This window comes from Aeromonas sp. INTO2, assembly GCF_049860605.1.
GTDB lineage: Bacteria > Pseudomonadota > Gammaproteobacteria > Enterobacterales > Aeromonadaceae > Aeromonas > Aeromonas caviae.
Genome location: NZ_CP187588.1, coordinates 4,199,706 through 4,212,206, shown reverse-complemented (window position 1 = coordinate 4,212,206; position 12,501 = coordinate 4,199,706). Strand labels below are relative to the sequence as shown.

Annotated in this window: 14 protein-coding genes; all 14 read left to right on the top strand. The window is 57.3% G+C overall.

The window, feature by feature from the left end:
- Nucleotides 1–138 precede the first annotated feature (138 nt).
- The 14 genes from mioC to ACPW74_RS19870 all read left to right on the top strand — a co-directional run bounded on the left by mioC (nt 139) and on the right by ACPW74_RS19870 (nt 12,463).
- Entirely contained in the window at nt 139–588 is a 450-nt protein-coding gene (gene mioC, locus ACPW74_RS19935; RefSeq protein ID WP_164882028.1) for an FMN-binding protein MioC, read from the top strand.
- Nucleotides 589–1,096: 508 nt separating this feature from the next.
- Nucleotides 1,097–2,986, top strand: coding sequence for a tRNA uridine-5-carboxymethylaminomethyl(34) synthesis enzyme MnmG (mnmG, locus tag ACPW74_RS19930; RefSeq protein WP_010672271.1), 1,890 nt, complete (start codon nt 1,097–1,099; stop codon nt 2,984–2,986).
- Between the two features lie 20 nt (nt 2,987–3,006).
- A complete protein-coding gene (gene rsmG / locus ACPW74_RS19925) occupies nt 3,007–3,633 on the top strand; it encodes a 16S rRNA (guanine(527)-N(7))-methyltransferase RsmG (RefSeq protein ID WP_010672270.1) in 627 nt (208 codons plus the stop codon).
- Nucleotides 3,634–3,660: 27 nt separating this feature from the next.
- Nucleotides 3,661–4,464: a ParA family protein gene (locus ACPW74_RS19920; protein WP_029313362.1), complete on the top strand. Its 804-nt coding sequence runs from the start codon at nt 3,661–3,663 to the stop codon at nt 4,462–4,464.
- On the top strand, nt 4,461–5,369 hold the full coding sequence (locus ACPW74_RS19915) for a ParB/RepB/Spo0J family partition protein (RefSeq protein WP_010672268.1): 909 nt from the start codon (nt 4,461–4,463) through the stop codon (nt 5,367–5,369). Before ACPW74_RS19920 ends, ACPW74_RS19915 begins: the two co-directional genes overlap by 4 nt.
- 190 nt (nt 5,370–5,559) lie before the next feature.
- Nucleotides 5,560–5,970: an ATP synthase subunit I gene (locus ACPW74_RS19910; RefSeq protein WP_010672267.1), complete on the top strand. Its 411-nt coding sequence runs from the start codon at nt 5,560–5,562 to the stop codon at nt 5,968–5,970.
- A gap of 8 nt (nt 5,971–5,978) precedes the next feature.
- Nucleotides 5,979–6,761, top strand: a complete 783-nt coding sequence (atpB, locus tag ACPW74_RS19905) for a F0F1 ATP synthase subunit A (RefSeq protein ID WP_010672266.1) — start codon at nt 5,979–5,981, stop codon at nt 6,759–6,761.
- 58 nt (nt 6,762–6,819) lie between these two features.
- Nucleotides 6,820–7,059 (top strand): F0F1 ATP synthase subunit C, encoded by a 240-nt coding sequence (gene atpE / locus ACPW74_RS19900; RefSeq protein WP_010672265.1) that lies wholly within the window; start codon nt 6,820–6,822, stop codon nt 7,057–7,059.
- Between the two features lie 51 nt (nt 7,060–7,110).
- Nucleotides 7,111–7,581 (top strand): F0F1 ATP synthase subunit B, encoded by a 471-nt coding sequence (gene atpF / locus ACPW74_RS19895; RefSeq protein WP_010672264.1) that lies wholly within the window; start codon nt 7,111–7,113, stop codon nt 7,579–7,581.
- 13 nt (nt 7,582–7,594) lie between these two features.
- On the top strand, nt 7,595–8,128 hold the full coding sequence (gene atpH / locus ACPW74_RS19890; protein WP_010672263.1) for a F0F1 ATP synthase subunit delta: 534 nt from the start codon (nt 7,595–7,597) through the stop codon (nt 8,126–8,128).
- Between the two features lie 15 nt (nt 8,129–8,143).
- Complete coding sequence (gene atpA / locus ACPW74_RS19885; protein ID WP_041214174.1) at nt 8,144–9,685, top strand: F0F1 ATP synthase subunit alpha; 1,542 nt, start codon at nt 8,144–8,146, stop codon at nt 9,683–9,685.
- Between the two features lie 42 nt (nt 9,686–9,727).
- Nucleotides 9,728–10,594 (top strand): F0F1 ATP synthase subunit gamma, encoded by an 867-nt coding sequence (gene atpG / locus ACPW74_RS19880; RefSeq protein ID WP_010672261.1) that lies wholly within the window; start codon nt 9,728–9,730, stop codon nt 10,592–10,594.
- A gap of 33 nt (nt 10,595–10,627) precedes the next feature.
- Nucleotides 10,628–12,016 carry a F0F1 ATP synthase subunit beta gene (gene atpD / locus ACPW74_RS19875; protein ID WP_010672260.1) on the top strand — a complete coding sequence of 463 codons (1,389 nt, stop codon included), beginning with the start codon at nt 10,628–10,630 and terminating at the stop codon, nt 12,014–12,016.
- An 18-nt stretch (nt 12,017–12,034) separates the two neighbouring features.
- Nucleotides 12,035–12,463 carry a F0F1 ATP synthase subunit epsilon gene (locus ACPW74_RS19870; RefSeq protein ID WP_010672259.1) on the top strand — a complete coding sequence of 143 codons (429 nt, stop codon included), beginning with the start codon at nt 12,035–12,037 and terminating at the stop codon, nt 12,461–12,463.
- Nucleotides 12,464–12,501: the final 38 nt, after the last annotated feature.

The following is a 12,501-nucleotide window of genomic DNA, read 5'->3' as shown; positions in this document are numbered from 1 at the left end:
CATGACGGCCACGAGACCGGTTTTGGCTGCAAAAAAGTGGACAGGATCCTTATCCCCAAGCTTTATCCATATTTATCCACATGCTTTGGCGGTAAGATCCCCGCTCTTCACTTTTTCGATGACATCAGGATCCATTCCATGGCCAAACTCAACCTCGTCGTCGGCTCCATGCTGGGGGCCTCCGAATATGTCGCAGATCATGTGGTCGGCCTGCTTGAACAGGCGGGCCACCAGGCGGAGATCCACAACCCCGCCAGCCTGGCCAGGCTCCTGACCGAGCCAGGAGCCATCGTGCTGGTGGTCACTTCCACCCATGGTGCGGGGGATGTACCCGACAATCTGCAGCCCTTTGCCCAGGATCTTGCCGAACAGCAGCCGGATCTCGCCGCCTTCAAGTACGGAGTGATCGCCCTGGGGGATCGCAGCTATGACACCTTCTGCCAGGGCGGCAAGACGCTGGATCGGCTGCTGGCAGAGTGCGGGGCAAACCGGATCGGGGAGCGTCTGGAGATAGACGTCACCCAGCACGAGATCCCGGAAGATGCCGCAGAAACCTGGATCCACGACTGGATGACCTTGATCGGCTGATCAGGGCCAGGGAGATCCGGTCACGACCCCCGATCTCCCTGGTTATCCCCAGATCCCTATCCACCAGGTTATTAACAGGGGGATCCGGATAAGTTTTTCCCGATTATTCCCCACATAAGCCAAGACGACTGTGTATAACTTCGGTACCAAGCTCTGCAAAACCTATAGTTATTCATGTATTAGATCTTGCCAACCATGTATCTGTGTATAAAAACCCATGTTATCCCCCCGTTCGCCCCCTCTGGATCCAAGCTTTTCCACAAGCAGCGATCGACCTTAACCGAATGATCTTTATGATCAAAAATGCCTTATTAACAGAAGTCGTGGATCCTAATAAAAGATCCAATAAAAGATCGATCTAAAGATCCTTAAGATCTATTTAACCGATCCCTGATACATACTGATCCTGAAGTAGACGTTCCCCTCCGGATGCTAAACAGATAGAATGATCCGCCCTTCAGACCAGGCAAACAAAGATCTTCAGGCGTGCAGATCAAGGTGATCCCCAATGCAATACCATGAACAATTTGATGTGATCGTCGTCGGTGGCGGTCATGCAGGAACCGAAGCAGCAACAGCGGCAGCCCGCATGGGTCTCAATACCCTGTTGCTCACCCACAACATAGATACGCTGGGGCATATGTCCTGCAATCCGGCGATCGGCGGGATCGGCAAGGGACACCTGGTCAAGGAAGTCGACGCCCTTGGCGGGATCATGGCGCAGGCCATCGATCTCGGCGGGATCCAGTTCCGCACGCTCAACTCTTCCAAGGGCCCTGCGGTGCGGGCTACTCGTGCCCAGGCGGATCGCCTGCTGTACAAGGCTGTGGTGCGTCAGACACTGGAGAACTACCCGAACCTGAAGATCTTCCAGCAGGCCTGCGACGATCTGGTCATGGACGGGGATCGCGTCGCCGGGGTCGTTACCCAGAGCGGGATCCGCATCAGCGGCAAGACGGTCGTACTGACAGTTGGCACCTTCCTCAATGGTCTGATCCACATCGGCATGGAGAACTACAAAGGGGGCCGCGCCGGGGATCCTCCCTCGATTGCCCTCGCCCAGCGCCTGCGTGAAATGCCGCTGCGCATCGATCGCCTCAAAACGGGCACGCCACCACGCATCGATGCACGCACCGTCGATTTTTCCGTGATGCAGCAGCAACATGGTGACGATCCTCGCCCGGTCTTCTCCTTCATTGGCAACGCCAGCCAGCATCCGCGCCAGATGCCTTGCTACGTGACCCATACCAATGAGCAGACCCACGAGGTGATCCGCAACAACCTGGATCGCAGCCCCATGTACGCCGGGGTGATCGAGGGGATAGGCCCGCGCTACTGTCCGTCGATCGAGGACAAGATCACACGCTTTGCCGACAAGACGGCGCACCAGATCTTTGTGGAACCGGAAGGCCTGACCACCCACGAGCTCTACCCGAACGGGATCTCCACCAGCCTGCCGTTCGACGTGCAGGTGCAGATCGTCCGCTCGATCCGTGGCTTCGAGAATGCCCATATCACTCGCCCTGGCTACGCCATCGAGTACGATTTCTTCGATCCGCGGGATCTCAAGGCCAACATGGAGAGCAAGTGCATCGAGAACCTCTTCTTCGCCGGCCAGATCAACGGCACCACCGGCTATGAGGAGGCCGCTGCCCAGGGTCTGATGGCCGGTCTGAACGCGGGCTTGCGCGCCCAGGGCAAGGAAGCCTGGCACCCACGCCGGGATCAGGCCTACATGGGCGTGATGATGGACGATCTCTCCACACTGGGGACCCGCGAACCCTATCGCATGTTCACCAGCCGTGCCGAATATCGCCTGCTGCTGCGGGAAGACAACGCGGATCTGCGCCTGACCGCCATCGGCCGCGAGCTGGGTCTGGTGGATGATCATCGCTGGAGCCTGTTCAATGCCAAGGTGGAACAGGTGGAGCAGGAACGTCAGCGCATGCGCTCGACCTGGATCCACCCGCAGCATCCGTCTCTGGAGGCCGTCAACGCCCTGGTCAACACTCCCCTGACCCGGGAGCAGAGCCTGGAAGAGCTGCTGCGTCGCCCCGAGGTGACCTACGATGCCCTGATGGCCATCGAGGGTGTGGGGCCTGCATTGACCGATGCGGCTGCCGCGGATCAGGTGGAGATCCAGATCAAGTACGCCGGTTATATCGAGCGTCAGCACGACGAGGTGGAGAAACAGCTGCGCAACGAAAACACCCTGCTGCCGCTGGATATGAACTACCGCGACGTGAACGGTCTCTCCAACGAGGTGATCGCCAAGCTCAACGATGCCAAGCCAGAGACCATTGGTCAGGCGTCCCGCATCTCCGGCATCACCCCTGCCGCCATCTCCATCTTGCTGGTGCACCTGAAGAAACACGGCCTGCTGCGTAAAACCGCCTGAGGAATTCCCCGTTGGACAACATGCTGCAAAGATTGAACGGCCTGCTCATGCAGGCCGGAATTGTTATCACCGAAACCCAGAAGACCCAGTTGGTGCAGTTGGTCGAGTTGCTGCACAAGTGGAACAAGGCTTACAATCTCACCTCGGTGCGAGATCCGGACGCCATGCTGGTCAAGCATATCCTCGACAGCCTGGTGGTGAGCCCTCACCTGCACGGTGAACGCTTCATCGATGTGGGGACCGGCCCGGGTCTGCCCGGACTGCCGCTGGCCATCATCAATCCGGACAAACAGTTCGTGCTGCTCGACAGCCTGGGCAAGCGGATCAACTTCATCCGCCAGGTGATCCTGGAGCTGGGGTTGACCAATGTGACCCCCGTCAAATCCCGGGTGGAGGAGTATCAACCCGAGACCGGATTTGATGGTGTACTGAGCCGGGCTTTCGCCTCCCTGGAGGACATGCTGAGCTGGTGTCATCATCTGCCGTCACCCGAGGGCAGCTTCCTGGCGCTCAAGGGACAATACCCCGAGCAGGAGCTGGCACAGTTGCCTGACAGCATTCGTCTGGTTGCCACCCACAAGCTGGTGGTGCCGGAACTGGAAGGCGAACGCCATCTGCTGGAGTTTAAAGCCATCCAGCCCGAATAGGGCCGCCGCATTCATTTAGGGGACAGTGTGGGAAAAGTCATTGCCATAGCCAACCAGAAGGGTGGAGTGGGTAAAACCACCACCTGTGTGAATCTGGCCGCCTCCATGGCCGCTACCCGGCGCAAGGTGCTGGTGATCGATCTGGATCCGCAGGGCAATGCCACCATGGGCAGTGGCGTCGACAAGTACGATGTCGAACGCACTGCCTATGAACTGCTGATCGAAGATGCCCCCATCGGCGAGGTGATCATCCCCGAAACCTCGGGAGGCTATCACCTGATCGCCGCCAATGCCGACGTGACCGCGGCAGAAATCCGCCTGATGGAGTTTTTTGCCCGCGAGATCCGCCTGCGCAACGCCCTGGCCTCGGTCAGGGACAAGTACGACTACGTCTTCATCGACTGCCCGCCTTCTCTCAACATGCTGACGGTGAACGCCATGGCCGCCGCCGACTCCGTGCTGGTGCCCATGCAGTGCGAATACTATGCGCTGGAAGGGCTGACCGCCCTGGTGGACACCATCAGCAAGCTGGCAGCCGTGGTCAATCCGGAGCTGAAGATCGAAGGGGTGCTGCGCACCATGTTCGATCATCGCAACCGGCTGGCCAATGATGTGTCCGATCAGCTGAAACAGCATTTCGGGGACAAGGTCTATCGCACCATCATTCCCCGCAACGTAAGACTGGCGGAGGCGCCGAGCTTTGGCGCGCCAGCCATGCACTATGACAAATCATCGGTGGGGGCCAAGGCCTATCTGGCCCTGGCTGGCGAGATCCTGCGCCGCCAGGAGCAGGAGTCCCAGCCGCTCACCGCAGATCGAGAGAGCATATGACGCCGAAGAAACGTGGGCTGGGCAAGGGGCTGGACGCCCTGCTCAGCACCAGCACGGCCGCCCGCCAGAAACAGGTGATGAGCGACCAGCGTACCGAACAGGCCATGGCCCCGACCAATCAGGGGGAATTGCGCAAGCTGCCGGTGGAGTGGTTGCAGTCCGGCAAATACCAGCCGCGCAAGGATATGTCCCAGGATGCGCTGGAGGAGCTGGCCAACTCCATCCGTGCACAAGGGGTGATCCAGCCCATCGTGGTTCGCTCCATCGGTGAAAACCGTTTCGAAATCATTGCTGGTGAACGCCGCTGGCGCGCCTCCCAGCTGGCCCGTCTCGAAGTGGTGCCCTGCCTGGTCAAGGATGTCGCCGACGAGGCGGCCGTCGCCATCGCACTCATCGAGAACATCCAGCGTGAAGATCTCAACGCCATCGAGGAGGCCGTCGCCCTCCAGCGCCTGCTGACAGAGTTCGAACTGACTCACCAGCAGGTTGCCGAGGCGGTAGGCAAGTCCCGCACCACGGTCACGAACCTGCTGCGTCTCAACCAGCTCAACGAGGACGTGAAGCGCTTCGTGGAACACGGCGACCTCGACATGGGGCATGCCCGTGCCCTGCTGGCCCTGAGCGGTCAGGCCCAGTCAGAGCTGGCCAAACTGGTGGCCCAGAAGGGGCTGACAGTGCGAGATACCGAGAAGCTGGTGCAAAAAGCACTGGAACCGGCAAAAACCAGGGTTGAACCCGTCCGCGATCCGCAGTTTGGTTATCTCGAGCGCCAGATTTCTGAAAAAATTGGCAATCAGGTGCAACTTCAGCCGGGCAAGAAAGATAGCGGCAAGTTAGTAATAAGTTACGATAACTTGGCAGATTTGGACCGGGTATTGGGCTATTTTGGCCTGTCAGAATCGTGATTTTTACGCTTTTTGTAGTAATAAAACATCCATTACTTTCGATATGAACATAACCTTAATTTCGCGCGGAAAGCCGCAAAAATTAAGGATTTTTGCCATGTTGCAATAGCCGTCTTCACGGGTATAATTTGACCGGCTTTTCGAGCTGTGAACCTGGGGTCTTCGGATCCCGATTTTTTACAGTTCTGTAATGTTCAGGGGTAGGTTGGTGAAGCAGAAAATAGCCTTGGAAGGTTTGACGCTGGCCTTGGCTATGCTCGTTTGTCAGCTGGTCCTGATCCTGGCGATCGCCACCGTCTGGTTTTATCAGGCGGGAGAGTTCGCCGGACAATCCTCTCTCTACGGAGGGGGGATGTACTGGGTTCCTCAAGCCCTGTTCACGCTCTGGGTTCTGCGCCGCAAGGTGACGAAAGAGAGCGTAGGCCTGGTTTTGCGGGACTTTTATGGTGGGGCAGGGATTAAGCTCATTACTACAACAGGACTTTTCGCCCTGCTGTTTGGCGCCGGGATTGAGGTCGACACCGCCTCGTTCTTCGCCACTTATATCCTCGCCCTCGTTGTACAGTGGATAGTTTCATTCACGCTTAACAACCACTATTAGGAAAACTCATGTCTGCAACCGGAGAAGTCCTGACTCCTCAGGGATATATCTCCCACCACCTGACCCACCTGCAGGTAGGGTCCGGGTTCTGGACGGTGAATATCGATTCCATGATATTTTCCGTCGTGCTAGGCGCCCTGTTTATCTGGTTGTTCCGCAAGGTTGCCGTCAAGGCCACCAGCGGTGTGCCCGGTAAGCTGCAGTGCTTTGTGGAGATGCTGGTCGAGTTTGTGAATGGTAACGTCAAGGACATCTTTCATGGTCGCAACAAGGTCATCGCACCTTTGGCCCTGACGGTGTTCGTGTGGATCTTCCTGATGAACTTCATGGACCTGATCCCCGTTGACTTTATCCCTCACGCTGCACAGTTGATGGGTGTTCCCTATCTGCGTGTGGTTCCCTCTGCTGACGTTAACATCACCATGTCCATGGCTTTGGGCGTGTTCTTCTTGATCCTGTACTACAGCATCAAGGTCAAGGGTATCAGCGGGTTCGTGAAGGAGCTGACGCTTCAGCCTTTCAATCACCCTGCTGCCATCCCGGTTAACTTCATCCTTGAAACCGTCACGTTGATTTCCAAGCCTGTTTCATTGGGTCTGCGACTGTTCGGCAACATGTATGCTGGCGAACTGATCTTCATCCTGATTGCGGGTTTGTTACCCTGGTGGTCACAGTGGATCCTGTCCGTGCCTTGGGCAATCTTCCACATCCTGATCATCACTTTGCAGGCGTTTATCTTCATGGTTCTGACCATCGTCTATCTGTCGATGGCGCAGGAAGACCATGGTTGATGCAACTCAAATAATCCTTTTTATACAATCAATTACATCTAAATAAATGGAGATCCTCATGGAAAACTTGAACATGGACCTGCTGTACATCGCTGCTGCAATGATGATGGGTCTGGCGGCTATCGGCGCCTCCATCGGTATCGGTATCCTGGGTGGCAAGTTCCTGGAAGGTGCAGCCCGTCAACCTGACCTGATCCCTGTTCTGCGTACCCAGTTCTTCATCGTGATGGGTCTGGTGGATGCGATCCCGATGATCGCCGTTGGTCTGGGTCTGTATGTGATGTTTGCGGTTGCCTAAGTCATTACGACTCACGCAGAACCCATTAACTAACTAAAGAGGACATCGGCTGTGAATATCAACGCCACCCTCCTCGGCCAAGCAGTTGCTTTTTTCATCTTCGTAGTGTTTTGCATGAAGTACGTATGGCCGCCGCTGATGGCTGCCATCGAAGCCCGTCAGAAAGAAATCGCTGACGGCCTCTCTTCTGCAGAGCGTGCCAAGAAAGATCTGGAGCTGGCCAAGGCCAACGCCACCGATCAGCTGAAAGAAGCCAAGCTTCAGGCTGCTGAAATCATCGATCAGGCCAACAAACGCAAGGCCCAGATCATTGATGAGGCCGCTGTCGGAGCCCAAGCTGAGCGGGAGAAAATCCTGGCTCAGGGCCGTGCAGAGATCGAAGCTGAACGTCATCGTGCCAAAGAAGAACTGCGCAAGCAGGTTGCTGCTCTTGCCATCGCGGGTGCAGAGAAGATCCTGGCACGCCAAATCGACCAGGCTGCCAACAGCGACATCGTCGACAAACTGGTAGCAGAACTGTAACGGGAACGGGGCTATGTCTGAACTGACTACAATCGCTCGCCCCTACGCCAAGGCTGCTTTCGAGTTTGCCGTTGAGCACAAGGCGGTTGACCAATGGCTGGAGATGCTCGATTTCGCCGCTCAGGTGGCAGAAAACGAGACCATGCACAGCCTGGTAAACGGCTCCGTTGCTGCCGAAGAACTGGCAAAGCTGTTTGTCGGTGTCTGCGGTGAGCAGCTCAACGAGCACGGTCAGAACCTGATCCGGGTGATGGCCGAGAATGGTCGCTTGGGTGTGCTGCCGGCGGTCGTTGCCGAATTCGTCGCGCTCAAGGCTGAACTGGACAAAGAAGTTCAGGCTGACGTGATTTCGGCGATCGAACTGACCGACCAGCAGAAAGCCAATATTCAGGCTTCTCTGGAACAACGTCTCGCGCGCAAAGTGAAGCTGAATTGCAGCACAGATGCGTCCTTGATGGCCGGGGTGCTCATCAAGGCCGGTGATCTCGTTATCGACGGCACGGTCCGCGGTAAGCTGGATCGCATGGCCGATGCGCTGCAATCTTGATTGGGGTATTAGAGCATGCAACTGAATTCCACTGAAATCGCCGAGCTGATCAAGCAGCGCATTGCGCAGTTTGATGTCAAAAGCGAAGCGCGTAACGAAGGTACTATCGTCTCTGTGAGCGACGGTATCATTCGTATCCACGGTCTGGCCGATGCCATGCAGGGTGAGATGATCGAGCTGCCGGGCAACCGCTTCGCTCTGGCATTGAACCTGGAGCGTGACTCCGTTGGTGCCGTAGTAATGGGTCCCTATGCCGATCTGGCCGAAGGGATGAAGGTAAAGGGTACCGGCCGCATTCTGGAAGTGCCGGTCGGTCGTGGTCTGTTGGGCCGGGTGGTCAACACCCTGGGTCAGCCGATCGACGGTAAGGGTCCGGTAGACAACGACGGCTTCTCGCCGATCGAAGTGATCGCCCCGGGCGTTATCGAGCGTAAGTCTGTTGACCAGCCAGTCCAGACCGGTCTGAAAGCCATCGATGCCATGATCCCTATCGGTCGTGGCCAGCGTGAGCTGATCATCGGTGACCGCCAGGTTGGTAAGACCGCCATCGCCATCGACACCATCATCAACCAGAAAGATTCCGGCATTAAGTGCGTCTACGTTGCGATCGGCCAGAAGGCCTCCACCATCGCCAACGTGGTGCGCAAGCTGGAAGAGCACGGCGCCCTGGCCAACACCATCGTGGTCGTGGCTTCTGCCTCCGAAGCGGCTGCTCTGCAGTACCTGGCTCCCTACGCCGGTTGCTCCATGGGCGAGTACTTCCGTGACCGCGGCGAAGACGCACTGATCATCTATGATGACCTGTCCAAGCAGGCCGTTGCCTATCGCCAGATCTCCCTGCTGCTGCGCCGTCCGCCTGGACGTGAAGCTTACCCGGGTGACGTCTTCTATCTGCACTCCCGTCTGCTGGAGCGTGCTGCTCGCGTCAACGCCGAGTACGTAGAGAAGTTCACCAATGGTGCCGTGAAAGGCCAGACCGGTTCCCTGACCGCCCTGCCGATCATCGAAACCCAGGCCGGTGACGTCTCCGCGTTCGTTCCGACCAACGTGATCTCCATCACCGACGGCCAGATCTTCCTGACCTCCCAGCTGTTCAACTCCGGTATTCGTCCGGCGGTTGACCCGGGTATCTCCGTATCCCGTGTGGGCGGTGCTGCTCAGACCAAGATCGTCAAGAAGCTGTCCGGTGGTATCCGTACCGCGCTGGCCCAGTACCGCGAACTGGCGGCATTTGCCCAGTTCTCTTCCGACCTGGACGATGCCACTCGCAAGCAGCTGGATCACGGTCAGAAAGTCACCGAGCTGATGAAGCAGAAGCAGTACTCTCCGATGAGCGTGGCCCAGCAATCCCTGGTGCTGTTCGCCGCCGAGAAGGGTTATCTCGCCGATGTCGAACTGAGCAAGATCGTCGACTTCGAAGCCGCTCTGCTCTCTTACGCCAATACCCAGCATGCCGAGCTGATGGCTGAAATCAATGCCAAGGCCGACTACAACGACACGATCGTTGGCAAGCTGACTGCGTTGCTGGATGACTTCAAGGCAACCCAGACCTGGTAAGCGTGTGTGGCAGCGCAAGCTGCCACCTGATGGAGAGAAGAGATGGCCGGCGCAAAAGAGATACGTAACAAGATCGGGAGTGTGAAGAACACTCAGAAGATCACCAGCGCTATGGAAATGGTGGCAGCGAGCAAGATGCGCCGTGCGCAGGAACGCATGTCTGCCAGCCGTCCGTACGCTGAAACCATGCGCAAGGTGATCGGCCATATCGCTCAGGGGAACTTGGAATACAAGCACCCCTACCTCATCGAACGTGAGGTGAAGCGAGTGGGTTACATCGTCGTCTCCACCGACCGTGGCCTGTGTGGTGGTCTGAACATCAACCTGTTCAAGGCTGCCCTCAATGATATGAAGCAATGGAGCGCGAAAGGTGCCAAGGTTGACCTGGCATTGATCGGTAACAAGGCCTCCAACTTCTTTGAACGGCACGGCGCCAAGGTGAAAGCCCACGTCTCCGGACTGGGTGACAACCCGAGCGTCAATGACCTGATCGGTTCAGTGAAGGTCATGCTGAAGGCTTACGACAACGGTGAGATTGACAGGCTGTATCTGGTGTACAACAAGTTCGTCAACACCATGGTTCAGCAACCAAAAGTCGATCAACTGCTGCCTTTGCCCGTAACAGAAGACAGCAAGCTCGCCAAGAAGCACCACTGGGACTACCTCTATGAGCCGGATCCCAAGCAACTGCTGGATACCCTGCTGATTCGCTACGTCGAATCCCAGGTCTACCAGGGTGTGGTAGAAAACTTGGCAAGTGAACAGGCAGCCCGAATGGTTGCCATGCAAGCCGCGACTGACAACGCCGGCAACCTGATTAACGATCTGCAACTGGTATACAACAAGGCCCGTCAGGCCAGTATTACCCAGGAGCTCACAGAGATCGTTTCCGGTGCTGCTGCGGTGTAAGGCAAGGGTTATCAAAGGTTTAGAGGATTTGACATGAGTAACGGTTTCATCGTCCAAATCATCGGCGCTGTGGTGGACATCGAGTTCCCGCAGAATGCCGTGCCCCAGGTGTACGATGCACTGAAGGTTGTCAGCGAAGGCCAAGGCCAGGGTCTGGTACTGGAAGTTCAGCAACAGATCGGCGGCGGCGTCGTGCGTTGCATCACCATGGGTTCCTCCGACGGTCTGCGTCGTGGGTTGGAAGTAGTTAACAGCGGCAAGGCCATCCAGGTACCGGTCGGTACCTCGACCCTGGGCCGTATCATGAACGTACTGGGCGACCCCATCGACGAGAAGGGTCCGATCGGCGAAGAAGAGCGTTGGTCCATCCACCGCGAAGCCCCCAGCTACGAAGATCAGTCCAACAGCACCGAGCTGCTGGAGACCGGCATCAAGGTTATCGACCTGGTATGTCCGTTCGCCAAGGGTGGTAAGGTTGGTCTGTTCGGCGGCGCCGGCGTAGGCAAGACCGTCAACATGATGGAGCTGATCCGTAACATCGCGATCGAGCACAGCGGTTACTCCGTGTTCGCCGGTGTAGGTGAGCGTACCCGTGAGGGTAACGACTTCTACCACGAGATGATGGAGTCCAACGTACTGGACAAAGTATCTCTGGTTTACGGTCAGATGAACGAGCCGCCCGGAAACCGTCTGCGCGTGGCGCTGACCGGCCTGACCATGGCCGAGAAGTTCCGTGACGAAGGTCGTGACGTGCTGTTCTTCGTGGACAACATCTACCGTTACACCCTGGCCGGTACCGAAGTATCCGCACTGCTGGGCCGTATGCCCTCCGCAGTAGGTTACCAGCCGACCCTGGCTGAGGAGATGGGTGTTCTGCAAGAGCGCATCACCTCCACCAAGACTGGTTCCATCACCTCCGTACAGGCCGTTTACGTGCCTGCGGATGACTTGACCGACCCGTCTCCGGCGACCACCTTCGCCCACCTGGATGCGACCGTCGTACTGTCCCGTCAGATCGCGGCTCTGGGTATCTACCCGGCCGTTGACCCGCTGGACTCCACCTCCCGTCAGCTGGATCCGCTGGTGGTTGGCAAGGAGCACTACGAGACCGCTCGTGGCGTTCAGACCGTACTGCAGCGCTACAAGGAGCTGAAGGACATCATCGCCATCCTGGGTATGGATGAACTGTCAGAAGAAGACAAACTGACCGTAGCCCGTGCCCGTAAGATCGAGCGTTTCCTGTCCCAGCCGTTCTTCGTGGCCGAAGTATTTACCGGTTCTCCGGGCAAATACGTGCCGCTGAAGGAAACCATCCGTGGCTTCCAGGGCATCCTGAAGGGCGAGTATGACGATCTGCCGGAGCAGGCGTTCTACATGGTTGGCGGCATCGACGAAGTCGTCGAGAAGTCCAAGAAACTGTAAGCCTCGATAGGAGGGCCCATGGCTGAGATGATCTCCTTTCACCTGGATGTGGTGAGCGCCGAAGGAAAACTGTTTTCCGGTCGCGTGCAATCTGCCCAGGTATCAGGCTCCGAAGGTGAGCTGGGTCTCCGCCACGGTCATGCTCCGTTGCTGACTGCCATCAAGCCGGGCCTGGTCCGCTTGATCAAGCAAAATGGTAGCGAAGAGGTGCTGTACATCTCCGGCGGCATGCTGGAAGTACAACCCGAAGCCGTGACCGTGCTGGCCGATACCGCCATTCGCGCAGACGATCTGGATGAGGCGAAAGCCCAGGAAGCCAAGCGTCGTGCCGAAGAGCGGATCAACAGCTCCCATGGTGATATCGACTATGCTCAGGCGTCTGCCGAGCTGGCCAAAGCGATGGCCCAGTTGCGGGTTATCGATATCGTCAAAAAGAATTACCGTTAATCACGGTGATGCAAAAAGCGACCTTCGGGTCGCTTTTT